This window comes from Acuticoccus sediminis, assembly GCF_003258595.1.
In the GTDB taxonomy this organism is placed as follows: Bacteria; Pseudomonadota; Alphaproteobacteria; order Rhizobiales; family Amorphaceae; genus Acuticoccus; species Acuticoccus sediminis.
The window spans coordinates 716,904-741,663 of record NZ_QHHQ01000004.1 but is presented as its reverse complement, the minus strand read 5'-3'; the positions used below and the strand labels follow the sequence as shown (position 1 = coordinate 741,663).

At 69.9% G+C, this 24,760-nt stretch carries 20 protein-coding genes; 11 read left to right on the top strand and 9 right to left on the bottom strand.

Annotated features, from left to right (window positions below; translation table 11 throughout):
* Window positions 1–186 precede the first annotated feature (186 nt).
* Together DLJ53_RS21455 and DLJ53_RS21450 are read left to right on the top strand one after the other, a co-directional pair.
* A complete protein-coding gene (locus DLJ53_RS21455; protein WP_244935120.1) occupies window positions 187–822 on the top strand; it encodes a MarC family protein in 636 nt (211 codons plus the stop codon).
* Between the two features lie 151 nt (window positions 823–973).
* A complete protein-coding gene (locus DLJ53_RS21450; RefSeq protein ID WP_162409453.1) occupies window positions 974–1,987 on the top strand; it encodes a phytanoyl-CoA dioxygenase family protein in 1,014 nt (337 codons plus the stop codon).
* Between the two features lie 56 nt (window positions 1,988–2,043).
* On the opposite strand, the gene rsmA is transcribed toward DLJ53_RS21450, so the two are convergent.
* Genes rsmA through lptF form a run of 5 tightly spaced genes read right to left on the bottom strand, consistent with a single transcriptional unit; the run spans window position 2,044 to window position 8,504 of the window.
* Window positions 2,044–2,946 (bottom strand): 16S rRNA (adenine(1518)-N(6)/adenine(1519)-N(6))-dimethyltransferase RsmA, encoded by a 903-nt coding sequence (gene rsmA, locus DLJ53_RS21445; RefSeq protein ID WP_111348983.1) that lies wholly within the window; start codon window positions 2,944–2,946, stop codon window positions 2,044–2,046.
* A gap of 11 nt (window positions 2,947–2,957) precedes the next feature.
* Window positions 2,958–3,863 carry a SurA N-terminal domain-containing protein gene (locus tag DLJ53_RS21440; RefSeq protein WP_111348981.1) on the bottom strand — a complete coding sequence of 302 codons (906 nt, stop codon included), beginning with the start codon at window positions 3,861–3,863 and terminating at the stop codon, window positions 2,958–2,960.
* A 49-nt stretch (window positions 3,864–3,912) separates the two neighbouring features.
* Window positions 3,913–6,237, bottom strand: coding sequence for an LPS-assembly protein LptD (locus tag DLJ53_RS21435; RefSeq protein ID WP_111348979.1), 2,325 nt, complete (start codon window positions 6,235–6,237; stop codon window positions 3,913–3,915).
* Window positions 6,238–7,338, bottom strand: coding sequence for an LPS export ABC transporter permease LptG (gene lptG, locus DLJ53_RS21430; RefSeq protein WP_111348977.1), 1,101 nt, complete (start codon window positions 7,336–7,338; stop codon window positions 6,238–6,240). It lies immediately after the preceding gene.
* Window positions 7,335–8,504, bottom strand: a complete 1,170-nt coding sequence (lptF, locus tag DLJ53_RS21425) for an LPS export ABC transporter permease LptF (RefSeq protein ID WP_111348975.1) — start codon at window positions 8,502–8,504, stop codon at window positions 7,335–7,337. Before lptF ends, lptG begins: the two co-directional genes overlap by 4 nt.
* A 207-nt stretch (window positions 8,505–8,711) precedes the next feature.
* On the opposite strand from lptF, the gene DLJ53_RS21420 reads away from it, so the two are divergent.
* The 3 genes from DLJ53_RS21420 to DLJ53_RS21410 are packed head-to-tail and all read left to right on the top strand — an operon-like array spanning window position 8,712 to window position 11,277.
* A complete protein-coding gene (locus tag DLJ53_RS21420) occupies window positions 8,712–10,208 on the top strand; it encodes a leucyl aminopeptidase (RefSeq protein ID WP_111348973.1) in 1,497 nt (498 codons plus the stop codon).
* Window positions 10,209–10,214: 6 nt separating this feature from the next.
* Window positions 10,215–10,823 carry a glutathione S-transferase family protein gene (locus DLJ53_RS21415; RefSeq protein WP_111348971.1) on the top strand — a complete coding sequence of 203 codons (609 nt, stop codon included), beginning with the start codon at window positions 10,215–10,217 and terminating at the stop codon, window positions 10,821–10,823.
* 7 nt (window positions 10,824–10,830) lie between these two features.
* Window positions 10,831–11,277, top strand: coding sequence for a DNA polymerase III subunit chi (locus tag DLJ53_RS21410; protein WP_111348969.1), 447 nt, complete (start codon window positions 10,831–10,833; stop codon window positions 11,275–11,277).
* Window positions 11,278–11,623: 346 nt separating this feature from the next.
* Here the strand turns inward: DLJ53_RS21410 and DLJ53_RS21405 are convergent, their stop codons facing one another.
* Window positions 11,624–12,829 carry a glycosyltransferase family 4 protein gene (locus DLJ53_RS21405; protein WP_162409449.1) on the bottom strand — a complete coding sequence of 402 codons (1,206 nt, stop codon included), beginning with the start codon at window positions 12,827–12,829 and terminating at the stop codon, window positions 11,624–11,626.
* A 70-nt stretch (window positions 12,830–12,899) separates the two neighbouring features.
* Between DLJ53_RS21405 and DLJ53_RS21400 the strand changes: the two genes are divergently transcribed.
* From DLJ53_RS21400 to DLJ53_RS21380, 5 genes are all read left to right on the top strand, one after another.
* Window positions 12,900–13,637, top strand: a complete 738-nt coding sequence (locus DLJ53_RS21400) for a trypsin-like serine peptidase (protein ID WP_162409447.1) — start codon at window positions 12,900–12,902, stop codon at window positions 13,635–13,637.
* A 37-nt stretch (window positions 13,638–13,674) separates the two neighbouring features.
* On the top strand, window positions 13,675–15,855 hold the full coding sequence (gene glyS / locus DLJ53_RS21395) for a glycine--tRNA ligase subunit beta (protein WP_111348965.1): 2,181 nt from the start codon (window positions 13,675–13,677) through the stop codon (window positions 15,853–15,855).
* Between the two features lie 33 nt (window positions 15,856–15,888).
* Window positions 15,889–16,170 carry a cupin domain-containing protein gene (locus DLJ53_RS21390; protein ID WP_111348963.1) on the top strand — a complete coding sequence of 94 codons (282 nt, stop codon included), beginning with the start codon at window positions 15,889–15,891 and terminating at the stop codon, window positions 16,168–16,170.
* 2 nt (window positions 16,171–16,172) lie between these two features.
* Complete coding sequence (gene lpdA, locus DLJ53_RS21385; RefSeq protein WP_111348961.1) at window positions 16,173–17,582, top strand: dihydrolipoyl dehydrogenase; 1,410 nt, start codon at window positions 16,173–16,175, stop codon at window positions 17,580–17,582.
* Window positions 17,583–17,679: 97 nt separating this feature from the next.
* Window positions 17,680–19,953 carry a hypothetical protein gene (locus DLJ53_RS21380; protein WP_146620053.1) on the top strand — a complete coding sequence of 758 codons (2,274 nt, stop codon included), beginning with the start codon at window positions 17,680–17,682 and terminating at the stop codon, window positions 19,951–19,953.
* 67 nt (window positions 19,954–20,020) lie between these two features.
* On the opposite strand, the gene DLJ53_RS21375 is transcribed toward DLJ53_RS21380, so the two are convergent.
* The gene (locus tag DLJ53_RS21375; RefSeq protein ID WP_111348957.1) at window positions 20,021–20,758 is read right to left on the bottom strand and encodes an SDR family oxidoreductase; all 738 of its coding nucleotides are present in this window, start codon (window positions 20,756–20,758) and stop codon (window positions 20,021–20,023) included.
* 111 nt (window positions 20,759–20,869) lie between these two features.
* Here DLJ53_RS21375 and DLJ53_RS21370 point away from each other — a divergent pair, with 111 nt between their 5' ends.
* Entirely contained in the window at window positions 20,870–21,805 is a 936-nt protein-coding gene (locus DLJ53_RS21370; RefSeq protein WP_202913269.1) for a LysR family transcriptional regulator, read from the top strand.
* Between the two features lie 45 nt (window positions 21,806–21,850).
* Here the strand turns inward: DLJ53_RS21370 and DLJ53_RS21365 are convergent, their stop codons facing one another.
* Window positions 21,851–23,218, bottom strand: a complete 1,368-nt coding sequence (locus DLJ53_RS21365; protein ID WP_111348953.1) for an amidase — start codon at window positions 23,216–23,218, stop codon at window positions 21,851–21,853.
* 207 nt (window positions 23,219–23,425) lie between these two features.
* The gene (locus DLJ53_RS21360; protein WP_111348951.1) at window positions 23,426–24,667 is read right to left on the bottom strand and encodes a Zn-dependent hydrolase; all 1,242 of its coding nucleotides are present in this window, start codon (window positions 24,665–24,667) and stop codon (window positions 23,426–23,428) included.
* Between the last annotated feature and the right edge of the window lie 93 nt (window positions 24,668–24,760).

The window sequence follows — 24,760 nt, the reverse complement described above, 5'->3', positions numbered from 1 at the left end:
GTCCCGCTTGCAAAGGGCCCTCGTTCAACGGGGCCCTTCGTTTGTTTGGACTCCGGTTTCCGCCCCCGCCGGGCGCCCGTCCGCGGCGCCCGCTCCCCACGGCTCCCTTTTCCGGGGCCGCATCCATCCGGGCCGTCAGGCCATCTCCCATCCGGCCGCGAAGGCCCAATAGACGACGAGGCGAGCGTGGGCGCACTGCTGGACATCATCCAGGAACAGTTCATCATCATGTGGGTGGTGATCGACCCGATCGGCACGCTGCCGGTGTTCGTCGCGGTCACCGCGGGGATGACCGCCGCCCGCCGCCGCAAGACGGCGGTGAAGGCGATCCTGATCGCCTTCTGCGTGCTGTTCGGCTTCCTCGTCGTCGGCCAGATCGTCCTGGAGGGGCTGGGCCTGCCGCTCGCCTCGTTCCAGATCGCCGGCGCGATCGTCCTCTTCATGTTCGCGATGCACATGATCTTCGGCCCGGGCAAGCCGGCGGAAGACCTCGAGACGGAGCAGGGACCGGACGTCGCCGTCTTCCCGCTCGCGATGCCGTCCATCGCATCCCCGGGCGCGATGCTCACCATCGTCATCCTCACCGACAACGCCCGCTTCTCGGTCCCGCACCAGACGATCACGGCGGTCCTGATGGCCGTCGTCCTGGCGATCACGCTCGGCATCATGCTGGCGGCCGGGCCGATCATGCGCGTCATCGGCGACACGGGCGCGGCGATCATCAGCCGCGTCATGGGGCTCATCCTCGCCGCCGTCGCCGTCGACGCGGCGATCGAGGGGATGCGCACGATCGGCATCATCCCCGCGCTCGCCGGGAGCTGAGCACCGCGCCGACCGCCCCGGACCGACCCTGACTGTGGTCGGTTGATCTGGTTGAATTTAACGGACGCGCAATTGCCGCTATAGTCCGGCCTCGATTGAACCTGCATGGCTTGAGGGTCGAGCAGACATGAAAGCTCGTGAAGCGTTGTCGATGACACTTGCGGCGCCCGCCGTGTTGTCGAGCAAGAAGAATTTCACCGCGAATCCCGTGATCGGATCCGCGCAGTTCAACGAGCGCGGGCTGCACCGCTGGCGCGTCGAGCGGTCGCACGCGATGAGCAACCGCCGTCGCGCGGCGATGGCGGCGAAGCTCGACCCGGCGGAGCGCGAGGCCTTCGACCGCGACGGCTACGTGATCCGCGAGAATGCCCTGCCGCCGGAGCTCTTCGAGGCGTTCTCGGCGGAGCTCGAGGCGAACCGGCGCAAGGCCTGGGAGATGGTCCAGGGCGACACCGCGACCCGGCTGATGCCGCTCCCGGTGTCCGACGGATCGGCCGGCGCGAAGGTGCGGTCCTACCTGCGTTCACCGATCTTTCGCGACCTGACGGGCTACGCGGCCGGCCGCAGCGGCGGGTACAACCCCGTGCTGCAGACGGTGGCGGTGAACCCGGACCCGTCCCGGCCGGACCCTCAGGTGACGCTCCATGCCGACACCTTCCATCCGACCGCCAAGTTCTGGCTGTTCCTGCACGACGTGAACATCGAGGACGGCCCGTTCGCCTTCGCGCCGGGCTCCCACAGGCTGACGCCCGAGCGGCTGGCCTGGGAGCACGAGCAGTCCCTCAAGGCGACCTCGGCGGGCCACAACGAGCACCACGCGGGCGGCTCCTTCCGGATGAGCGAGGAGGGGCTAAAGGCGCTCGGGTACGACCGGCCCGTCACGCCGCTGCCGGTGAAGGCGAACACGTTCGTCGTCGCCGATACCTACGGCTTCCACCGCCGCACCGCGGCGCAGAAGCCGAACGCGCGGGTGGCGATCCACGGCATGTTGCGGCGCAATCCATTCCTGCCGTGGAACGGGGCCGACCCGTCGGAGATCCCGGGTGTCGACGGGCGGCTCATCTGGCTGCTCTTCGCCTCGCGCGACGCCATGGCGCGGATCGGCAAGCCCAACAAGTACCGCAGCGTCGGCGAGAAGCTCGCCGGAGACATCAGCGTCGGCTGAAGGCGGGCCGGTCCGCTGCGACCGGGGCGGCGTGCGGCCATCGGGCCCCGGCGGCGTCAGCGCGCGGCCGGGGTGTCTTCGTTCGTCGCCTCCCAGGCGTGGGCGAGGCGGATAAAGTCCTCGACGCTGATCCGCTCGGCGCGCTCGGTCGGCTCGATGCCGGCGGCGGCGAGGAGGGTCTCCGGCTCGCGCGTCAGCGCCTTGAGGCTCGAGCGCAGCATCTTGCGGCGCTGCCCGAAGGCGGCCGCCGTCACGCGCTCCAACGCCTTCAGCGGCACGCCGGTGTCCGGCTTGGGGTCGATCCGCACGACGCTCGACCAGACCTTCGGCGGCGGCACGAACGCGGCCGGCGACACGTCGAAGACCGACGTCGCGAATGCCCGCGCCCCGGTCAGGACGGAAAGGCGGCCGTAGTCGGCGGAGGCGGGCGCGGCGACGATGCGGTCGGCGACCTCGCGCTGGACCATCACCGTCGCGCTGGCCCACCATGGCGGCCACGGCCCGGTCAGCCAGTCCACGATGAGGGGTGTCGCGACGTTGTAGGGGAGATTGGCGCAGATCGTCGTCCCGGGCGGCGCGATCGCCGTCCAGTCGGCCGACAGGGCGTCCGCCGTGATCAGCGTCAGGCGTCCGTCTGCGGCCTCGATCAAGGGCGCCAGCACCTCGCTCGCCCTCTGGTCCTTCTCGATGGCGATGACATTCGCGCCCGCCTTGAGGAGCGAGCGGGTGAGGCCGCCCGGACCGGGGCCGACCTCGACCACCGTGGTCCCTTCGAGCGGGGCCTCGGTCGTCGCGCCGGCGGGCCGCGCGGTGCGGGCGATCTTGTCGGTGAGGTTGAGGTCGAACAGGAAGTGCTGGCCGAGAGACTTGCGGGCCGGCAGGGAGGCCGCCGCCACTTCGCGCAGCGGCGGCAGTCCGTCGATCCGCTCCCGCAGGCCGGCGAGAGCGCTTGTGGTCATCGTCGGGTCCGTCAGCGGTATTCGATCACGGCGTCGCGGCGGAGCTGGCGGACGAACTGCCGGGTGAAGGTCTCGTTGCGCTCCTGCTGCATCTCCGGCTCCAGCGCGCGCATCGCGGCGTTCGTGGAGCGGACGGCGGTCTTCTTGCAGACCGCGAGCATCATCAGGCCGTCGCCCGTGCGCACGGGCTTGGAGAGCTTGCCATGCTCGACGCCCTCGAGTGCATCGGAAATCTGGCTCGACAGCTCCGCCTGGCTGCGGCGGCCGTAGGGGAGGACGACGACCTCGCGCGTCTGCTTGGCCATCGGCAGGCCCGTCTCGCAGGAGGAGAACTTGCTGCGCACGGAGTTCGCGATGCGCTCGGCCTCGGCCATGCGCGCGCTGGACGGATCCTCCGGCAGCGCCACGACCACCCGGGTCAGGTCGTACTCGAACGAGTCGATGACCGTCTCGGCGTCCTTCTTCTTCAGAAGGGCGGCGACAAGGTCCGCGTCCGTCACCTTGAGGGCGGACCCGAAGCGCGTGCGGGTGAGCTGGGCGAGGGCGATCTGCGCCTTGATGCGGTCCCGGAGCGTCTGGATGTTCACGCCGGACTGGCCGAGCGCCTGGGCGAGCTGCGACGGGCTGAGCTTCACGCGCTGGGCGATGTTGTCGATGGCGTTGTCGACGGCGGCGGTCGAGACGTTGACGCGGTTCTGCGCCGCGGCCTCGAGCTGGAGCCGCTCGTCGATCAGTTCGTCCAGCGCCTCGCGGCTGAGGTTGCCCTTGCCGCCGGTGACCCGAAGGAGGCGCTCTCGCTGCTGGACATCATAGCTGGTGATGGGCTTGCCGTTGACGATCGCCTTGATGGTGGTCTGGGCCGAGGCGGGCGCCACAACGAAAAGGGCAAGAACCAAGCAACATACGATGCGAAACATGGCGTTACTCTGCGCTAAAGGGGACAATGCGAGGTAGCGCCAATCGCCATTAGTTATCAAGTCCGGTGGTGATCGTGCCGTCGCCGATGGTCCTCAGTCCGATCCGGAAGAACAGCGTTCTGTCGACCGGTTCATCCGGCGCGCCGCTGTAATCTTCTGAATATGCCAGAGAAACCGACATGCTGTCGTCGTCGTAGGCGATGCCGACGCCTTCGCGGATCACGTCCTTGTCTTCAAGGTCGTAGCGCATCTGGCCGAAAAGTCGCACCCGGTCGAACAGTCGCAGCGAGGCCGCACCGTGGATTTCGGAGCGGTCGTCCACCAGGCCGAGGTCCGGCTGCGCGGCGAGGAAGGCGTAGACGAGGCGGGTCGACAGCGGTCCGGTCCGGGCGGAGGCCGACACCTCGGCGCGCTCCAGGCTCAGCGAGGACTCGTCGAACCGGCCCTTGGCCGAGACGGCGAGGCCGCCGTTGGTGTCGAGCGTCAGGGCGGCGACGATGTCGGACCGGTCGGTCGACAGGCCGGAGTTGCCGGTGGAATCGAGGATGTCCGGGTCGGCGTAGGAGTTGCGGCCGGCGAGCTGGTAGGTCTGGCCGACCATCGCCGTCAGGAAGCCGCCGGTGTAGGTCTGCACCGTGTAGCGCACGCCGAGCGTGCCGCGGATGCCGCCTTCCGCGCGGTCGTAGCCGGAGAAGCGCGTCGGGCCGAACAGGTTGGTGTCCTCGAACACCACGCTCTGCGCGTCCTCGTTCGGCAGGCGGCCGATGTAGCCTTCGTCCGGCCGCACGATCAGCTCGGCGATCGGCTCGATGGTCTGCGTGCCCCAGCTCGACGAGATCAGCCACGGCCAGCGATAGTTGACGCCCACCCACGGCATGGCGCGCAGGTACGCGTCGTCGTTCAGCTCCGTGACGTTCGGGTCGCGGTTGTTGAGGACGTAGAAGTCGCCGCGCGCCCCGGCGAAGGGCGTGATCACCTGGCCGAGCGGGGCGATCATCTGCTTGCGCCACGTCACCTCGGCGCTGGCGCGCGAGAAGGTGCCCTCGACACCGCGGAAGCGCGGCGTCAGCGTGCCGTCGACGATGGCGCCGAACGCGTCGGTCTCCTGCCGCGACAGGGACGTGACGTTGAACTTGTAGGCGAGTTCGCCGGACAGCACCGCGCCGTCGTAGACGCCCTCGTAGTCGATCGTCGGATGGACGTAGGCCTGCTTGCCCTGCAGCTTGGAGCCGACGGGGCTGAACGGGGCAGGGGGGTCGAGGAGCTCGCTGGAATCGTAGTCGTCCTGCAGGATGCGGAACGCCCACAGCCGCGCCTCGAAGTGGTTCCGGACGCCGAGGCCGTCGAGGTAGAGCGTCGACGGAGCCGTCAGCTGGTCACCGGTGCCCTGCTTGTAGTCCGACAGGTAGAGCCGGTCCGTGGTGAGCGTCGATTCCCAGCCCCAGCTCCAGTACTTGTTGATGTCGAAGTCGCCTTCGGTCGAGATCGAGCCGCGCCACCGGCGGTTACCGCTCGACTCTTCGAATGCGCCGGGGTCGAGCTGGTAGATGCCCGTGCCGCGCACCATGAACTCGCCGCTGGCGAGACGCTGGCGGTACTCGATGTCGCCGAAGAGGCCCTGGGAGGACAGCGGCGTCGCCGCCACGGTCACGTCCGCCGACGGGCCCAGCGTCTGGTAATAGGGGACGCGCGCGCCGACGCCGAGGAGGTTGGAGGCGATGAACGTCGGCACCAGGAAGCCGGACTGACGCCGCACCGTCGGGTCGGGGATCTTGAAGGTCGGCAGGACGGCGACGGTCTGCCCGAAGAGGTCGAACTGCGCCTCCTCGAACTTCAGCGTCCGGTCCACCTCGTCGTAGACGATGCGGCGGGCCTGGATCTGCCAGTTCGGCGCCTTGTCCGGGCGGCGGCGGCAGGTGTAGCAGGCGGTATAGCCGGCCTCGTTGAAGACCGTGACCGTGCCCTTGCGCTCGGCGTGGTTGGCGGCGATGCGCGTGCGGTAGACCGTGTCGACGCGCAGGCCGTCGAGGAAGCCTTCCTTGAAGTCGTCGGAGAGCTGCACCGACTCGGCGAAGACGATGTTGCCGTCCGGCTCCTCCAGGCGCGCGCCGCCGGTCGCGTAGAAGCGGTCGGTCGCCTTCTCGTAGACGACGCGGTTGGCGAAGAGCTGGTAGCCGCCGTACGAGATGAACACCTGGCCCTGGGCCACGGCGTTGCCGCTGTTGGTGTCGTAGACGAGCTCGTCCGCCTCCAGCATCAGGGGCTCGTCCTGCGCGATGTTGGCGTACTGCTCGATCTGCGCCGAGGCGGGGCCGGCAGACACCGACGTCAGGAGGGCGAGCCCGAGGGCTGCGGCTAGACGGGGACGGCGCATCTACCCATCCTCGCTGTAGAGAAGCGCCGTCGCGCCGAAGAGGGTCGCCGCGAGGCCCGGCAGCCAGGCGGCCAGCACGGGCGCCACCGCACCCGCCTCGCCGAGGTCCGACGCGACCGCGGACGCAATGTAGAGCGAGAACCCGGCGACGACGCCGCCGGTGATCGCCCGCGTCACGCCGCCGAGGCGCACCATGCGCAGCGACACCGACGCGGCGATGAGCACCATCGCCGCGAGCAGCAGCGGACGGGCGAGCAGCACCTGAAACTGCAGCGCGAAGCGATGGGCGGGAAGGCCGGCGCGCTCGGCGAGCTGGACCGCGGCCGGAAGGTTCCAGAACGAGATCGCGTCGGGGCGCGCCACGGCCTCGTGGACCTCGACCGGTGTGAGCGCGGTCGCGAGCTCGGCGGTCGGCTCGATCGTGCGGTTGCCGTCGGCGTTGTAGCTCGAGACGTTCTCGAGGTGCCACTTGCCGTCGCCCAGCGTCGCACTGTCGGCCTCGAGGCGGCCGATGAACTGCTCGGCATCGTCGAAGCGGTGGATCTCGACGCGGTAGAGGGTCAGCCCGTCGGACGAGGCCGCCACGGCGTGCATGATCGACGGGCCGTCTGCGCCGTCCTGGCGGAACCAGATCGACTCGCCGCCCGTCAGCGTCAGCGCCTCCTTGCCGAGGACCTGCGCGACGAGCTCGTCCGACCGCTCGCGCCCTGCGGCGGAGACGGGGTTGTAGAGCGTCGTGGTGGCGATGCCGATGCCGATCACGACGACCACCGCCGGGGCGAGGAACTGCCAGGCCGAGATGCCGGCGCTGCGCATCACCGCGAGCTCGAGGCGCCGGTTGAGTGCGAGGAAGGCGGCGATGGAGCCGAAAAGAACCGCGAACGGCAGGAACTCTTCGGTGAGGGAGGGCGTTTTGTAGAAGGACGCCAGCACGGCGGTCGAGGCACTGAAGGTATCGCGGTCGACGGTGCGGCGGATGAGCTCCACCGCATCGGCGAGGAAGATGATCGCTGTGCCGAGCACGAAAAATCCGAAGATCCAGCGCAGGAACGTCGTGCCGACATAGATCGAGAGCACCCGGCCGGTGCCCAGGCCGCTCATGTCGTGGTCCCTTCGCGGGGCTTGGCGATGCGCGAGGCGAAGGCCACCGCCGAATGCGCCCACTCCTCATGGAACGTGACGTGCCGGTCGGTGGCGATGAGGGCGAAGGCGCCCGCGCCGACGGCGGCGAGGAGCACGTACGAGAGGTAGGCGAATTCCGGCTGCTGCTCGGCGGCCAGCAGCGTCCCGTAGACGCCGGCCCGGACGGCGGCGACACAGATCCCCGCGGCGATGATCCCGGCCATGCGGCTCTGCCGATGCATGCGCGGGTCGCCGACGAACAGGAACACCACCAGCGCATACACGAACGGCGCCAGCGGCTGCGAGAGGCGGTCGTGGATCTCGATCTGGAACTGCTCCTCGCGTTGGGCGCGATAGGTGTCGTCCGGATCGAGTGGCTGCAACAGTTCGAACAACGTCCGCTCCGACGGACGGAAGGTGGTCGACACCGGACCCGAGTTCAATGCCGAAAGATCAAACGCATAGGCGTCGAACGCGACGACCGTCAGCTCGTTGGCCGGACGTTCCATCCGCTGCACGCTGCCGTTGGTCATGACGAGGAGCGTGTTGCCGTCGGACTCGACGACGCGCCCGGTCTCGGCGAGGTAGGTGGTGTCGAAGTCCTGCGACCGGCGGTCGTCGAGCACGAGACCGCGCAGCGTGCCGTCCGCCGTCCGGTCGCGGATGTGGACGGTGAGGCCGTCCTCGATCTCGATGAAGCGGCCGGGCTGGACGATGGAGCTGACGACGTCGGCGCGGATCTGCGTGATCATCACGCGCGCCTTGGCGAGGCCGAGCGGCCCGAAATAGAAGGCGCCGACGGTGACGACCACCGCGCACACCGCCGCCGACACCAGCGCCGGCTGGAGGAGGCGCATGCGTCCCGCGCCCGCGCTACCGATGACCACCAGCTCGGAATCGCGGTTCATCGTGTCGTAGACGACGACCATCGCGATGACGAAGGCGATCGGCGCGAGGAGGGTGACGAGGTACGGGACGGCGAGCGCGGTCAGCTCGAAAAAGGCCAGGAAAGCCTGACCCTTGGCCGTCACCAAGTCGAGCCTCTGCAAAGCTTGCGTCGACCAGATGATCCCAGTCAGCACCAGAAGTCCCGCCGGAAACAGGGTCAGAATGCGCTTTGCCGTATACCGACTGATGAGCGGCATGCACCATCCAAACTCGTGATTCGACAAACGGGTCGACGATACGGCCCATCGACAATGGGCCTACACTAAGGGTCCACAGGGTTGAAGATTCCCTTTTCCTATTCGCGCAAACAAGCTGACATCGTGTCCTTGAGGCCTCACTTTCGCGAGTGTTGTGTCAGAGCCACAAACTAGAGTACCTCGCCGGGGACTGCTGAAAGGACCGCGATCGTGAGTTTGCCGACAATCCAGTTTCGCCCCGTCGAATTGCCGCCTTCGGGGACTCTCGTCGTGTTCGCAGGTGACGGTATGGCGCTTGGCGAGGCTGCCCAGCGTGCCGATGCGGCGAGCGACGGCTTCATCAGCTCCGCGGCCGAGGCCCAGGGCTACAAGGGGAAGCGCTTCTCGACGCTCCTCGCACCGCTCCCGCGCGGCCTCAGCGTCCGCTCGCTGCTCATCGTCGGTCTCGGCGACGTCGCCAAGATGAACGAAGCCGACTGGGCCAAGCTCGGCGGTGTCGTCGCCGGCGCGCTCCCCTCGGGGCCCGACACCGACGTCACCGTCTTCGCTGAAGCCCCGGATGCGCCGTTGAGCGCCGAGCAGACCGCCGACCTCGCGCTCGGCATCAAGCTGCGCTCCTACGCCTTCGACCGCTACAAGCAGAAGAACTCCGACGACCCGGAGCCGGCGCCGCGGGCGATCACCATCGCCGTGCCCTCGCCGGCGTCGGCCGAGGCGCGCTGGAAGGCGGTCGAGGCGATCGCCACCGGCACCATGGCCGCCCGCGACCTCGTCAACGAGCCGGCCAACGTGCTCGGCCCGGTCGAGTTCGCCGAGCGCGCCGCCAAGCTCGCCGAGCTCGGCGTCGAGATCAAGGTGATGGAGCCGGCCGAGCTCGAGAGCCTCGAGATGCGCATGCTCCTCGGCGTCGCGCAGGGCTCGGTCCGTCCGGCCCGCGTCGTCATCATGGAGTGGAAGGGCGGGGCGGCCGACGCCAGGCCCGTCGCCCTCGTCGGCAAGGGCGTCGTGTTCGACACCGGCGGCATCTCCATCAAGCCGGCCGGCGGCATGGAGGACATGAAGGGCGACATGGGCGGCGCCGCCGCCGTCGTCGGCACCATGACCGCCATCGCCAGCCGCAAGGCCAAGGCCAACGTCGTCGGCATCATCGGCCTCGTCGAGAACATGCCGGACGGCAACGCCCAGCGCCCGGGCGACATCGTCCGCTCCAAGTCGGGCCAGACGGTCGAGATCATCAACACCGACGCCGAGGGGCGCCTCGTCCTCGGCGACCTGCTGACCTACACGATCGAGCGCTGGCAGCCGGCCGTCACCATCGACCTGTGCACCCTGACCGGCGCCATCATCGTCGCCCTCGGCCACTACTATGCGGGCATGTACGCGACCGACGACGCCGTCGCCGCGAAGCTCTCGGCCGCCGGCGCGGCCACCGGCGACCAGGTCTGGCGCATGCCGCTCGCCAAGGAGTACGACGGCCTGATCGACTCCAAGGTGGCCGACATGAAGAACACCGGCGGCCGCAGCGCCGGGTCGATCACCGCCGCGCAGTTCCTCAAGCGCTTCGTCGGCGACGCCAACTGGGCGCACATCGACCTCGCCGGCACCGCGATGGGCGGGCCGACCAACGAGATCAGCCGCACCTTCGGCACCGGCTGGGGCGTGCGTCTCCTCGAGCGCTTCATCGCCGACAACTACGAAGGCTGAGCCCGGATGCAGCTCTACTCGGTCGTCAACTCGCCGTTCGGCCGGACGGTCACCATCGTCGCCGACGAGCTCGGCCTCACCGAGGACATCGAGGTGGTGCCCACCTCGGTGAAGCCGACGGCACCCAACGTCGAGTTCCAGGCGGTCAACCCGCTGCGCAAGATCCCGGCGCTGAAGACCGAGGACGGGCTCGTCATCGTCGATTCGCCGGTCATCGTGGAGTACCTGTGCGCCCGCGTCGGGGACACCCGCATGCTCGGCCGCGGCAAGCCGGACGAGTGGCTCATCCGCACCCAGTACGCCATGGCGCGCGGCGCGGCCGAGGCGGCCGTCGCGGCCCGCTACGAGACCTTCGCCCGCCCGCAGGAGAAACAGTGGGACGCCTGGCTGGCCGACCTCCTCGACAAGGTCGGCGCGACGCTCTCCATCTTCGAGGCGGCCCCGCCGGCCGGCGGCGGCAGCCTCACGGTCGCCGACATCTCCCTCGCGGTGCTGCTCGGCTACCTCGACTTCCGCTTCGACGACCTCAACTGGCGCGCCAGCTATCCCGCGCTCGCCGAGTGGTTGAAGCCGATCGAGGCCCGCCCGTCCTTCACCGCCACCAAGCCGTCCTGACGGGGCGGTGGCGGAGGTCCTCTTCTACCACCTGGAGCGTCAGCGGCTCGAAGACGTGCTGCCGACGCTCCTCGAACGCACGCTCGCGCGCGGCTGGCGCGCGGTCGTGGAGGTCCCGGACCGCATCCGGTGCGACGACCTCGACCGCTACCTCTGGACCTACCGCGACGACTCGTTCCTGCCGCACGGCACCCTCGACGCCAACGCGGCGGAGCACCCGATCGTGCTCACGACCGGATCCCAGAACCCGAACGGCGCCAACGTCCGCTTCCTGACCGACCGCGCCGTGCCGACGGAGGTGGAGCGCTACGACCGCGTCGTGCTGCTCTTCTCCGCCGACGACCCGGACGCCGTCACCGAGGCGCGCCGCCACTGGCCGCCGCTGAAGGCCGCCGGCCACGACGTCACCTACTGGCGCCAGTCCCCGTCCGGCGCCTGGGAGAAGAAGGGCTGAGCCTTGCCCCGCCGGGACCGCCGCAGGGCTCCGGCTTCACCCGAGAACAGGGGCGTGCCGCCTGTCCTCCGGACCCAGCCATCGCTGATTGAAGCCCTGACCCGGAGCGGGAGCGGCTGCAAGGCACACTGCGTTCTTCGGCCTTGCAGCCGCTCCCGCTCCGGGTCTTTCCGGGCTTCAGCGATGGCTGGCTCCGGAGAACAGGCTGGGGCCGTGCCCGTGGCGGCGCCTGCGGAGGGGCCGTGCCGGGGGAGGGTGGGACGGGAGCGATGGGCGACGCGATGGCGTGACCCGTCGTCCCCGCCGTGGCGTCGACGTGGGCGCGCCCGCCGTGCCCAGGCCGCGCTCAGTGGCGGCGTCTCGGGCGCTCCATCAGCTCCATCAGGGCGTTCGTCGTCTGCGCGAAATAGTCGTCCCAGGTGCGGGGGGGCTCGATCAGCCGGCGCTGCTGGGCGACCAGGCCGTCGTCCTCGGCGAAGGCGCGGATCGTCTCCTTCCACGCCGGGCCGTCGAGCGGGGAGAGGTAGGTCGCGGCGGGGCCGCCGACCTCCCTGTGGGCCGCGATGTCCGACGCGATCACCGGGACGCCCATCGAGTGGGCCTCGATGATCGGCAGGCCGAAGCCTTCGGTGAACGAGGGCGTCAGCAACGCCCGCGCGTTCGGGATGTGCGCGGCCACCTCCTCGTCGCCGAGCGGACCCGTCACGACCACGTTCGGGGTGAGGGCCGCGGCGCGGTCGATCAGCTCCAGCGCGGTCTGGTCGTTGCCGCGGCGGCCGATGACGATGAGCTGCGGCGGATTGGGCTCGGACGCGAACTCGCGCCAGATGTGGAGGAGCAGCGGCAGGTTCTTCCGCCGGTCGATGGACGACAGGTGGACGAAGGTCGGCCGGTCGTATTCGACGGGCCTCGCCGACGGGTCGAGGCCCGGGCCGGAGTGCAGCACCGACGAGGTGAAGTCGCCGCGCCGGGCATGGGCGATCAGGTCGGCGCGCGCCGCCTCCGACACGGTGAAGACGTGGTCGGCCATCGTCTCCAGCGTTTCCAGGCGCCTGTAGTGCAACCTGGTGGCGCGCTCGGAGTCGTACTCGGGGTGGGTGATCGGGATGAGGTCGTGCAGCAGCACCGCGAAATGACCCGGCAGGCCGGCGAAGCGCTCGGCGACGTCGAGCCCGTCGTGCCCGACGTTGAGCGTGACGTTCGCCCGTCCGCCCGCGTCGAGCGGCTTCGCGCCGCGTTGGACCGCGAGGCGCTGCAGGGTACGCTCCGCGGCGATGACCTGCCCCTTCACGCCCCACCCGTCGGCGAGGAACTGCCGCGGCGTCCCGTCGGCCCACCGCGTCACGAGCGTGTCGTGAACCTTGTCGTAGGCGGACGGGCGCAGCTCGAGGAGGCGCTTGCCGATGCGCGTGACGGGACGGGCCTCGAACGCGGTCTGGCGAAGCATCCAGTCCGCGTATCGCATCTCGATCCGGTCGATGCCGGATGGGCCGCCGAAGAACTCGTACCGTCGCAGAAGGCGGGAGACGTCGAGGAAGAGGATCGGTCGCATGGATGGGCAGTGCAGTGGGGCCCCCCGGGCGTCAAGATGGGAAACGCGTGAAATGATGCGGCGGGTGGCCATGGCAGCCTTGCTCGTCGCGATGGCCTGCCCACTGGCAGCCCGGGACGCGTCGGCCCAGGACGCATCAGACCGGGACGCGTCGGCGCCCGAGCTGCAGGAGGAGCCGAACCTCGCCGTCGGCCGGCTGAACTATGCCGGCTACCGCGACAAGCGCCAGTGCACGATGTTCGCCATCGGCCCCCGCACCGTCCTCACCGCCGCGCACTGCCTGCGCCGGCTGAAGCCGTCCCAGCTCCACCTCCTGTTCGGCTATTCACAGATGAAGTGGGCCGCGCACCTGACGCCGAAGGCCGCGACGCCGCTGGGCGGCGACGTCGCCGTCCTCTGCCTGTCCGAGCCGGCGCCCGCGGCGCTGCCGTTCGACGTGACGACCGAGATCGCCGAGGGCGAGACGCTCTACGCCATCGGCTACGGCCGCCCGGTGCGCCACATGCAGAGCCGCACCGCCTGTCCCGTCGTCGGCCCGGTCAACCGCCGGGACTGGACCATGGCGGGGGGAGGCGGCGCCCTGACGCTGCGCTGCACGCAGGCGCCGGGCGCCTCCGGCGGTCCGGTCGTCACCGCGGACGGCACCGTCGTCGGGGTGGTGAGCGCCACCAGCGCGACCGACCTTTACGTGGCGCTCATCCCCCGCGAGGCCGTTTCGATGTGCGAGGGCGGGCTCGGCGAGGCGCCCCGCCGGGCGCCGGAACGGCGCGCCGCACTGCACCGGGGGCTTTCGCCGCACGACCCCTGATGCTAGGCGAGCCGGACTGACCTCAAGCGGCCGACCGATGCCCGAACTTTTCGTCGAACTTCTCTCGGAGGAGATTCCGGCGCGCATGCAAAGGCGTGCGGCGGAAGATCTCCAGCGCCTCGTCACCAACAGCCTGGTGGATGCCGGGCTGACCTACGAGGGCGCCTACGCCTCAGCCACCCCGCGGCGCCTCGTGCTCGGCGTGACGGGTCTGCCCGCCCAGTCCGCCGACCGTCGCGAGGAGCGCAAGGGTCCGCGCGTCGGTGCGCCGGAGAAGGCGGTCGCCGGCTTCCTGCGCGCCGCGGGCCTCGCATCCATCGACGAGGCGACCATCGAGAGCGATCCGAAGAAGGGCGACTTCTACGTCGCGCGGACCGTCGTCCCCGGCCGCCCCGCCATCGAGATCGCCGCCGAGGCGATCGTCGACGCCATCCGCCGGTTCCCCTGGCCCGTCACCATGCGCTGGGGCGAGGCGTCCACCGACCCCGCGGCGCTGCGCTGGGTTCGGCCGCTGACGTCGATCGTCGCGACCTTCGGGCCGGAGAACGAGGACCCCGACATCGTCCCCGTCGAGCTGCCGGGCGTGCCGGTCGGCGACACCACCGTCGGCCACCGCTTCCATGCGCCGGAGCCGATCAGGGTGCGCCGCCTCGAGGACTACAAGTCGAGCCTCGAGAAGGCCTATGTCGTCGTCGACCACGAGCGCCGGCGCGACCAGATCCTGCACGACGCGCGGGACGCGGTGTTCGCCCTCGGCCTCCAGCTGGTCGAGGACGATGCCCTGCTGACCGAGGTCGCCGGGCTCGTGGAGTGGCCCGTCGTCCTCGTCGGCCGCTTCGACGAGGCGACGCTGGCGCTGCCGGACGAGGTGATCCGCCTCACGATCCGCGAGAACCAGAAGTGCTTCGTGACGCGCGACCCCGCCACCGGGAACCTCGCCAACGCGTTCATCCTGACCGCCAACCTCGTCGCGGACGACGGCGGCACGGCGATCATCGCCGGTAACGAGCGCGTGGTCCGGGCCCGCCTCGCCGACGCGCGCTTCTTCTGGGACGAGGACATGAAGCAGCGCCTCGCGGTTCACGCCGAGAAGCTGAAGGGCGTCACCTTCCACGAGAAGCTCGGCACCCAGGCCGACCGCGTCGCGCGTATCACGGCGCTCGCCGAGGCGATTGCGCCGGCCCTCGGCGTCGACCCCGCGCTGGCGGCCGAGGCGGCGGCGATCATCAAGGCCGACCTCGTCACCGGCATGGTCGGCGAGTTCCCCGAGCTGCAGGGCTACATGGGCCGCCGCTACGCCGAGGCGCACGGCGCGCCGGGGGACGTCGCGCTCGCCATCGAGGAGCACTACCAGCCGCAGGGGCCGAACGACGCGGTTCCGACCGCGCGGCTGTCGGTGGTGCTGGCGCTCGCCGACAAGGTCGACCAGCTCGTCTCGCTCTGGGCCGCCGGCGAGAAGCCGACCGGCTCGGGCGACGCCTTCGGCCTGCGCCGCGCCGCGCTCGGCATCATCCGCCTGATCCTGGAGAACGGCCTGCGCCTCCCGCTCGACGACGGCGAGATGGGCGGGCTCCTCATGACCGCCTGGGGCCTCTGGAAGGAGACCCCGCTCGACACCGAGTGGAAGGCGATCGGCGCGAAGGACTACGAGCGGATCGACGAGGGCGGCTACGGCGCCCTGCGCGGCCCGGTGGCCGAACTGTCCGACTTCGTCGTCGAGCGCCTCGTCGTGCAGCAGCGCGACGCGGGCGTCGCCGCCGATACGGTGCGCGCCGTCCGCCCGATGGTGACGACCGTCGACCTCGTCGACCTCGTCAACCGCATCGCCGCGCTGACCGACTTCCTCGCCACCGACGACGGCGCCAACCTGATGGCCGGCTACCGCCGTGCCACCAACATCCTGCGCGCCGAGGAGAAGAAGGACGGCGGCCCCGTCACCGGCGAGCCGGCCCGCGACGCCCTCGTCGAGCCCCAGGAGATCGCGCTGTTCGACGCGGTCGCGGCCGCTCGCAAGGCCGTCGCCGGGGCGGTGGCGGATGAGGACTATGCCGGCGCCATGTCGGCGCTGGCGGCCCTCCGCGCGCCGGTCGACGCGTTCTTCGAGGCGGTCCTCGTCAACGCCGACGACGCCGCGCTCCGGACCAACCGCCTGCGCCTCCTCGCGGCCCTTCGCGACACCACGCGGGAGGTGGCGGACTTTTCCGCGATCTCCGGCTAACATCACCGCCAACTGAGACAGAGACGAGACGACATGGCCATCAAGGCGAGCGCCACGGTGCAGATCGACGAGCCCCACGTGCGCGTCACCCGGTGGACGTTCGAGCCTGGCACATCCACCGGACCGCACGTCCACGAGTACGATTACGTCGTCGTCCCGGTCATCCCCGGGACGCTGACGATGGTGGATGCGAACGGCGATCACATCGCCGAGATGAAGCTCGGTGAGAGCTATTCCCGCCCCAAAGGCGTCTCGCACGACGTGGTCAACCGCTCCGATGCCGTCGTGTCGTTCGTCGAAATTGAGATGAAGTGACTATGGCCGACTCCTACGACGTCCTCATCATCGGCTCCGGCCCCGGCGGTTACGTCACCGCCATCCGCTCCGCGCAGCTCGGCCTCAAGACGGCGGTCGTGGAGAAGAAGCACCTCGGCGGCATCTGCCTCAACTGGGGCTGCATCCCGACCAAGGCCCTGCTGCGGTCGGCCGAGGTGTACGACCACTTCAAGCACGCCAAGGACTTCGGCCTGTCGGCCAAGGAGTTCTCCTTCGACATGTCGAAGGTGGTGGAGCGCTCGCGCGGGGTGTCCAAGCAGCTCAACACCGGTGTCGGCTTCCTGCTGAAGAAGAACAAGGTCGACGTCATCTGGGGCACGGCCAAGATCACCGGTCCCGGCAAGGTCGACGTCGTGGCCGCCGACGACGCGCCGAAGGGCGCCAAGGGCGGCGGCACGTACGAGGCCAAGCACATCATCGTCGCGACCGGCGCCCGCCCGCGCGCCCTGCCGGGCCTGGAGCCGGACAAGGAGAACATCTGGACCTACTTCGAGGCGATGGTCCCGAAGGAGCTTCCCAAGCGGCTTCTGGTCGTCGGCTCCGGCGCCATCGGCATCGAGTTCGCCTCGTTCTTCAACTCGATGGGGTCCGAGGTCACCGTCGTCGAGGTGATGGACCAGATCCTGCCGGTCGAGGACGTCGAGATCGCCAAGCTCGCCCGCAAGCAGCTCGAGAAGCAGGGGCTGAAGATCATGACGTCGGCCAAGGTCGCCGGCATCGAGAAGGGCAAGACACTGAAGGCCAAGGTCGAGGTCGGCGGCAAGACCGAGACGATCGAGGTGGACAAGGTCATCTCCGCCGTCGGCGTCGTCGGTAACATCGAGGACCTCGGGCTCGAGGCGCTCGGCGTGAAGACCGATCGTGGCTGCGTCGTCATCGACGAGTACGGCCGCACCAACGTGAAGGGCATCTACGCCATCGGTGACGTCGCCGGCCCGCCCATGCTGGCGCACAAGGCGGAACACGAAGGCGTGATCTGCGTGGAGGCCATCGCGGGCAAAAAGCCGCATGTGATGGACAAGCTGAAGATCCCCGGCTGCACCTACTGCCACCCGCAGGTCGCCTCCGTCGGCCTGACCGAGGCGAAGGCCAAGGACGCGGGCTACGAGGTCCGTGTCGGCCGGTTCCCCTTCATCGGCAACGGCAAGGCGATCGCGCTCGGCGAGCCGGATGGCTTCGTGAAGACGGTGTTCGATGCCAAGACTGGTCAACTTTTAGGCGCGCACATGTGTGGTGCAGAAGTGACCGAGCTGATCCAAGGTTTCGTGGTCGCGATGAACCTCGAGACCACGGAACAAGAGCTGATCGACGCCGTGTTCCCGCATCCGACTCTCTCGGAGATGATGCACGAGAGCGTCCTCGATGCGTACGGCCGCGTGATCCACACTTGACGATTCCGGGCTGAACTACTCTCGGCAGCGGTGCGTTCAGGTCATATACACACCGGAAGGTTCATTCCGGCTGGACGTAAGCCGAGAGGAAGGCAGCATGCGACAAATGACGAGCTGGGCGGTGATCGCTGCGATGGCAGCGAGTCCCGTCCCGGCGGCAGCGGACATCGGCAGGCCGAGCGCCGCTGATCTCAACACGCTCACCGTGCAGGACTGGAACGGCACCGCCGTTCCGGGCGATTCCGGTGTGTTTGCCGGCGAGCCGATCGTGGTCGCGCAGCAGGACCAGAAGCAGGAAGAGCGCCGCGCCAAGGCTCGCGAGGAGCGGCAGAAGAAGAACCAGGCGCAGCAGAACGACCAGAAGAAGCAGCAGCGCCAGGCGGAAGCGAAGAAGCAGCGCCAGGCCGAGCAGCAGAAGCAGCAGCGCCAGGCCGACGCGCAGAAGCAGCGTCAGGCCGACGCCCAGAAGCAGCGCCAGGCCGACGCGCAGAAGCAGCGTCAGGCCGAGGCGCAGAAGCAGCGTCAGGCCGAGGCGCAGAAGCAGCGTCAGGCCGAGGCGCAGAAGCAGCGTCAGGCCGAGGCGCAGAAGCAGCGCCAGGCCGAGGCGCAGAAGCAGCGTCAGGCCGAGGCGCAGAAGCAGCGTCAGGCCGAGGCGCAGAAGCAGCGCCAGGCCGAGGCGCAGAAGCAGCGCCAGGCTGAGGCGCAGAAGCAGCGCCAGGCCGAGGCGCAGAAGCAGCGTCAGGCGGAGGCGCAGAAGCAGCGTCAGGCCGAGGCGCAGAGGCAGCGTCAGGCGGACACGCAGCAGCAGCGCCAGGCCGACAGGGCCCAGGAGCAGCGCCGCGAGGCCGCCCGCGAGCAGCGCCAGCAGGAAAGCAACCAGCAGCGCCGCGAGAACCGCGAGGCCAATCAGGCTCAGGAGCAGCGCCGCGAGGCCGCACGCGAGCAGCGCCAGCAGGAGAACAACCAGCAGCGCCGCGAGAACCGCGAGGCCAATCGGGAGCAGGAGCAGCGCCGCGAGAACGCCCGCGAGCAGCGCCAGCAGGAGAACAACCAGCAGCGCCGCGAGAACCGTCAGGCCAACGAGGCTCAGGAGCAGCGCCGCGCCGCCGCCCGTGAGAACCGCGCCAACGGTGGCGATCGCGAGTCCCTGCGTCAGCGCATGGAGCGCGACCGTCGCACCGAGCAGGCGAACCGCGATCAGGATCGCCGTCAGCGTCTCCGCGAGGAGCGCCGGCAGGAGATCGCCCGCGAGCAGCGTCAGGAAAACCGCGAGGAAGCCCGCCGCCGCGATCGCCGAGAGGAGCAGCGCGCCGCTGCCATCCGCGATCGCCGCGAGGAAATCCGCCGCGAGATCCGCCAGGATCGTCGTGACGAGCGTCGCGACTGGGTCCGCGAGGAGGAGCGCCGCCGCGACCGCTATCGCGACTGGGAGCGTGACTATCGTCGCAACAACAACTGGGAACGTGCGGCCTGGGCCGGTCTGGGCGTCTTCGCCGGTGCCGCCATCGTCGCCGCCACGACCCAGGGCCGCACCACCTACGTGGTCGATGGCCGCCCGCTGATCGTCGACGAGTACCCGGAGCGCTTCTACTGGCGCGCGGACAACTACAACGTCCGCGACCTCAACAACGGCTGGACCGAATCGGTCGTCATCCGTGAGGACGGCAGCCGCGTCGTGACGGTGATCGACAACTACGGTGTTCCGATCCGCCGCTACCGCGTCCTGCCGGGCGGCCAGTCGGTCACGCTGTTCAACAACATGCCGGTCTGGTGGGGCGACGACTCGAGCCTCGACGTGGACGTCGGCCCGGTGAACGTCGGCATCCCGTACGACCGGTACATCGTGGAGCCGTCGCGCGCCCCGGTGCAGGTGGTCTACGACACCGTGACCGCCGAACCGGTCCAGCAGCTCGACCGCGCCTACACGCTGAACCAGGTGCTCTACAACGAGGACCTGCGCGCGCTGATGCCGCGGATCGACGTGGACACGATCACGTTCCGCACCGGCTCGGCGGACATCGACGACAGCGAGATCGGCAGCCTCGAGACGCTTGGCGTTGCCATCGAGGAGGCGGTCAACGCGAACCCCTCCGAGGTCTTCCTGATCGAGGGCCACACGGACGCGGTCGGCTCGGCCGAATCGAACCTTACCCTGTCGGATGCCCGTGCCGAGAGCGTGGCGCAGATCCTGACCGAGTACTTCGAGATCCCGCCGGAGAACCTCGTCACGCAGGGCTTCGGCGAGCAGTTCCTGAAGGAGGACACTGCCGGCGACAGCCGCATCAACCGCCGCGTCACGGTCCGTCGCATTACGCCGCTGCTGGCGAACGACGACCAGATCGCGGGGCTGGAGGATCAGTCCTTCAACTGATCGGCCCGCCGATCCCATCCAAGGAGAACGCCGCCCCTCGGGGCGGCGTTTTTCGTTTCGGCGGCGGTCAGACGAGGCCGCCGTTGACCCGCAGCACCTGGCCGTTGACCCAGCGGCCGTCCGGGCCGGCGAGGAAGGCGACCGCGTCGGCGATCTCGTCCGGCGTGCCGATCCGCTCCATCGGCGCCTGCTTGGCGATGGCCGCGATCAGCTCCTCGCTCTTGCCGTCGAGGAAGAGGTCTGTGCCGGTGGGGCCGGGGGCGATGACGTTGACGGTGATCTCGCGGCCGCGCATCTCGTTCGCCATCACCTTCGAGAGCGCCTCGATGGCGCCCTTCGTCGCCGCGTAGACGCCGTAGGTCGGCTGGTACTTGCCGAGCACGCTGGTCGACAGGTTGACGATGCGCCCGCCCGGGCCCATCCGCCGCGCCGCCTCGCGCAGCGCGAAGAAGGGGCCCCGCACGTTGACCGCGAGGTGGCGGTCGAGCGCCGCGTCGTCCGTCTCGGCGATCGGCGAGAGGCGCATCACGCCGGCGTTGTTGACGAGGACGCCGACGGGGCCGAACGCCTTCTCCGTCTCGTCGAAGAGCCGCACGACGGCGGCGGGATCGGTCACGTCGGCCTGGATGGCGACCGCCTTGCCGCCGGCGGCGGTGATCGCGTCGACGACCTCGCCCGCGGCCTCCGCGTTGCCGGAGTAGTTGACCGCGACGGCGAACCCGTCGTGGCCGAGCCTCTTCGAGATGGCGGCCCCGATCCCGCGGGACCCACCGGTGACGATCGCGACCTTGGCAGTCTCGGTCATTGCAGTCTCCTGTGCGCTGGGCCGGATATGGGCCGGCTTCGAGTTTCCGAAAAGCGAATAGTGGCGAATGCACTATTCGTATATTCCGAACATATGGATCGCCTGGATGCCATGGCCGTGTTCGTCCGCGTCGTCGAGCGCCAGAGCTTCGCGCGCGCCGCGGAGGACCTCGGCCTGTCCCGCGCCACCGTGACGGAAGCGGTGAAGGGGCTGGAGCATCGCCTCGGCGTTCGCTGCCTCGACCGGACCACACGCGTCGTCCGCCCGACGCCGGAGGGCGAAGCCTACTACCGCCGCTGCATCGCGATCCTCGGCGACGTCGAGGAGGCGGAGACCGAGATCGCCTCCCGCGACCTCGAAGGCTTCATCCGTTTCCACGCCCACGGCGACATGCTGCGCGCGGCGATCCTGCCGCGACTGCCGGAATTCCTGAGGCGCCACCCCGGCATCCGCCTCCACATCGGCGAGGGGGACCGGATGGTCGATCTGGTGCGCGAGGGGATCGACTGCGTGGTGCGCGCCGGCGACCTCACCGCCTCGTCGCTGGTGGGTCGGCGGGTGGGCGTGCTGGCGGAGGGGACCTTCGCGAGTCCCGGCTATCTGGCCGGGCGCAGGACGCCGGCGCACCCGGACGATCTCGACGGGTTCGAGATGGTGAGCTTCGTCTCGTCGCTGACGGGCGCGCCGATGCCGCTGGAGTTCGTGAAGGGGGAGGAGCGGCGGGAGATGCTGCTGCCGCAGCGCGTCAGCGTCGACGGCGCGGCGACGCTCGTGGAGGCGGTGCGGCTCGGCTGGGGTATCGGCCAGATGCCGCGCTACCGTCTCGTGCCGCTGCTGCGCAGCGGGGCGCTGGTGGAGATCCTCGCCGACTGGGCGCCGACGCCGACGCCGGTGACGGTGCTCTATCCGGAGGGCCGGCGGCGGGCGCCGCGCGTGGCGGCGTTCGTCGACTTCCTCATCGCCATCCTGACCGAGGCGCTGGCCGGGGACGGTCCGGTGCCGCCCGGCGCGGGCCGGAGCGCCGCGCCGGAGGGGCCGGGGCGATAACGGGCGGCGAGCGGTGTGCCCGCCGCCCGCACCCCCAGCGTGCCCTTACTCGCCGCGGACGATGTGCTCGATCGCGAGAGCGGCGGAGAGGAGGCGGTCGTCGTCGTTGCTCTTGGCGTTCAGGAGGAAGCTGACGGGCAGCGACGACGTGCTCGCCATCGGCATCGCGACGCCGGGCATGTTGAGGAAGTTGCCGGTCATCGTGTTGCGCAGCGTCTTGAGGTTGACGCGGTTGAACACCTCCCAGTCCGCGTCGAGCGGCGCGATCTCCGGGGCGACGTGCGGGACCGTCGGACCGACGATGAAGGCGTCCTCCATCTCCTGGCCGAGCTGGCGCGAGAGGGTCACGCGGGCGGTCTGGTTGGCGAGGAGGTCCTGTGCGGTCATGGTCTTGCCGCGCAGGATGCGCGATACGACACGGCCGTCCATCTCCTCCACGTCGGCGCCCTCGACGCTCTCGCGGTGGTAGGCGTAGGCCTCGGCGGCGGTGATGGTGCCGTGTTCGGCGCCGATGCGCGCGGCTTCCGCGACCTGCGGGATGTTGCGCGTCTCGACCGTGACGCCGGCCTGCTCGAGCCGCTTGATCGCCTTCTCGAAGGCGTCGGTGACGACCTCCTCACAGTCGTCGAGCCACAGCGTCTCGCACACGATGAGGCGCATCCCGGCGACGTTGCCCCGGCGGATGGTGGGCGCGACGCCGCGCAGCGCGGCGTCGAGGTGGACGCAGTCCTCGACCGTCCTGGCGATGGGGCCGACGGTGTCGAGGGTCACCGACAGCGGGACCACCTTCTCCTTGGTGATGCGCCCTTCGGAGGACTTGTAGCCGACGAGGCCGTTTACCGCGGCGGGGATGCGCACCGAGCCGCCGGTGTCCGAGCCGATGGCGGTGGTGGCGAGGCCGGACGCGACCGCGACCGCCGAGCCCGAGGACGAGCCGCCGGGAATGCGGGGCGTGTCCTTGTCGTGCGGATTGGCGGGCGTGCCGTAGTGCGGGTTGAGGCCGAGGCCGGAGAAGGCGAACTCGGTGAGGTTCGTCTTGCCGAGCGCGACCATGCCCGCGGAGGCGAGGAAGGCGACGACGGGGCTGTCCTCCTCGGCCGGGGTGGCGTTGCGAAGGAGGTTCGAGCCGGCGGTGGTCACCTCGCCCGCCATGTCGAAGAGGTCCTTCCAGGCGACGGGCACGCCGTCGAGCGAGGAGGCGGGCCGGCCGGCATCGTACCGGGCCTTGGCGGAGCGCGCCTCGCGCAGGGCGCGTTCGGCGGCCGTCGAGATGAAGACGGCATTGTCGTCATCGGCGATGCGCTCGAGGAGGACTTCCGTCACGGCGACGGGGTCGGCGTCACCGGTGAGGTAGGCACGGGCGAGGGGCACCGCGGCGAGGTCGGCGGCGCGTTCGGGGGCGAGATCAGTCATTCGTCACCTGGCATGGTCGCGAGCGAAGTACCCCCCGCGGGCCCCGAGTTCAATGTCGCAGCGTGCGGCGGGGTGGCCGGGGCGCGTCGGGCGGGGGGATCGGCTGCGGCTGGAGGGCGTCCGTCCGATGCGGATCGGCCGGACGCACTCCGGGTCTGGGAGGTCGGTTTCGGGTCGTCCGCCGTCGCCGGCGGACCGGAGGGCGCGCTAGAGGGTCTGGTCGAGCTTCAGCAGCGTGTCGAGGATCACCTGGGTCCCGGCGGCACAGTCTGACTGGGTCGCGCTCTCCTCCTCGTTGTGGCTGATGCCTTCCCAGCAGGGGATGAAGATCATCCCGGTGGGGCAGGTGTCGGCGACGTAGTAGGCGTCGTGGCCCGCGCCGGAGATCATCGGCCTGTTGGAGTAGCCGTGCTTCTCGGCGGCGCCCCGCACGGCGTCGACGATGCGCTTGTCGAACGCGACCGGGTCCTTGCGCCACTTGCGGGTGAGGACGATCTCGACCGGGCTGCGGCGGGCGTTGATCTCGGCGATCCTGGCGTCGAGGGCCTCGGCCATGGCGGTGAGGGTGCCGCCGTCCGGGTGGCGCAGCTCTCCGAGGAAGGTGGCAAGGCCAGGGATGGTGTTGCGCGAGCCGGGCAGCACGGCGACCTCGCCCATGGTGCCGACCGCGGCGGGGGCATTCTCGAGCGCGATGGCCTCGACCGCGAGGGCCGCCTCGGCGAGAGCCATCATCGCGTCGCGGCGGTGGGTCATGGGGGTGGTGCCGGCGTGACTGTCACGGCCCGTCACGGTCCCGTCGAACCAGTAGATGCCCTGGCCGCCCTCGACGACGCCGATGGTCTTGCCCTCGGCCTCCAGGATCGGCCCCTGCTCGATGTGGAGCTCGACGAAGGCGGCGAAGCGGCGCGCGCCCACCGTCTCGGCGCCGGCATAGCCGATGCGCTTCAGCTCGTCGCCGAACCTGATGCCGTCGCGGTCGGGCCGGGCCATCATGTCGTCGTAGCCGATCTCGCCGGAATAGACGCCGGAGCCGGACATCGCGGGGGCGTAGCGGGCGCCTTCCTCGTTGGTCCAGTTGATGAGCGTGATGGGGCGACTGGTCTCGTAGCCCGCGTCGTTGAGGGTGCGGATGGCTTCGAGGCCCCCCAGCACGCCGAGGATGCCGTCGAACTTGCCGCCGGCGGGCTGCGTGTCGAGGTGCGAGCCGACGGCGATCGGCAGCGCGTCGGGGTTGGCGCCGGGGCGGGTGGCGAACATGTTGCCCATCTGGTCCACGGCGACGGTGAGGCCGGCCGCTTCGCACGCGCTGGTGAACCACTCGCGAACCAGCTTGTCCTCGTCGGAGAGGGTGAGGCGCTTCACGCCGCCCTTGGGGGTGGCGCCGAAGCGGGCGGTGTCCATCAAGGTGTCCCAGAGTCGCTCTGGATTGATGGTGAGGTTCGTCGACATTCGCTCTCCGAGTCGGCGCCCGTCCCGGCCCCGTGGTGCGGGGCGATGGAACGGGACCGCCGTTGGTTCGTTCGGGGTCATCCTACACAAAAG

Coding starts and splice junctions, on each gene's coding strand:
- lpdA (WP_111348961.1), top strand. CDS start 16,173: ATGGCCGACTCCTACGACGTCCTCATCATCGGCTCCGGCCCCGGCGGT.
- lptF (WP_111348975.1), bottom strand. CDS start 8,504: ATGCCGCTCATCAGTCGGTATACGGCAAAGCGCATTCTGACCCTGTTT.
- DLJ53_RS21390 (WP_111348963.1), top strand. CDS start 15,889: ATGGCCATCAAGGCGAGCGCCACGGTGCAGATCGACGAGCCCCACGTG.
- DLJ53_RS21450 (WP_162409453.1), top strand. CDS start 974: ATGACACTTGCGGCGCCCGCCGTGTTGTCGAGCAAGAAGAATTTCACC.
- DLJ53_RS21400 (WP_162409447.1), top strand. CDS start 12,900: ATGGCAGCCTTGCTCGTCGCGATGGCCTGCCCACTGGCAGCCCGGGAC.
- DLJ53_RS21375 (WP_111348957.1), bottom strand. CDS start 20,758: ATGACCGAGACTGCCAAGGTCGCGATCGTCACCGGTGGGTCCCGCGGG.
- DLJ53_RS21415 (WP_111348971.1), top strand. CDS start 10,215: ATGCAGCTCTACTCGGTCGTCAACTCGCCGTTCGGCCGGACGGTCACC.
- DLJ53_RS21365 (WP_111348953.1), bottom strand. CDS start 23,218: ATGACTGATCTCGCCCCCGAACGCGCCGCCGACCTCGCCGCGGTGCCC.
- lptG (WP_111348977.1), bottom strand. CDS start 7,338: ATGAGCGGCCTGGGCACCGGCCGGGTGCTCTCGATCTATGTCGGCACG.
- DLJ53_RS21405 (WP_162409449.1), bottom strand. CDS start 12,829: ATGCGACCGATCCTCTTCCTCGACGTCTCCCGCCTTCTGCGACGGTAC.
- DLJ53_RS21440 (WP_111348981.1), bottom strand. CDS start 3,863: ATGTTTCGCATCGTATGTTGCTTGGTTCTTGCCCTTTTCGTTGTGGCG.
- DLJ53_RS21380 (WP_146620053.1), top strand. CDS start 17,680: ATGCGACAAATGACGAGCTGGGCGGTGATCGCTGCGATGGCAGCGAGT.
- DLJ53_RS21435 (WP_111348979.1), bottom strand. CDS start 6,237: ATGCGCCGTCCCCGTCTAGCCGCAGCCCTCGGGCTCGCCCTCCTGACG.
- glyS (WP_111348965.1), top strand. CDS start 13,675: ATGCCCGAACTTTTCGTCGAACTTCTCTCGGAGGAGATTCCGGCGCGC.
- rsmA (WP_111348983.1), bottom strand. CDS start 2,946: ATGACCACAAGCGCTCTCGCCGGCCTGCGGGAGCGGATCGACGGACTG.
- DLJ53_RS21370 (WP_202913269.1), top strand. CDS start 20,870: ATGGCCGTGTTCGTCCGCGTCGTCGAGCGCCAGAGCTTCGCGCGCGCC.
- DLJ53_RS21360 (WP_111348951.1), bottom strand. CDS start 24,667: ATGTCGACGAACCTCACCATCAATCCAGAGCGACTCTGGGACACCTTG.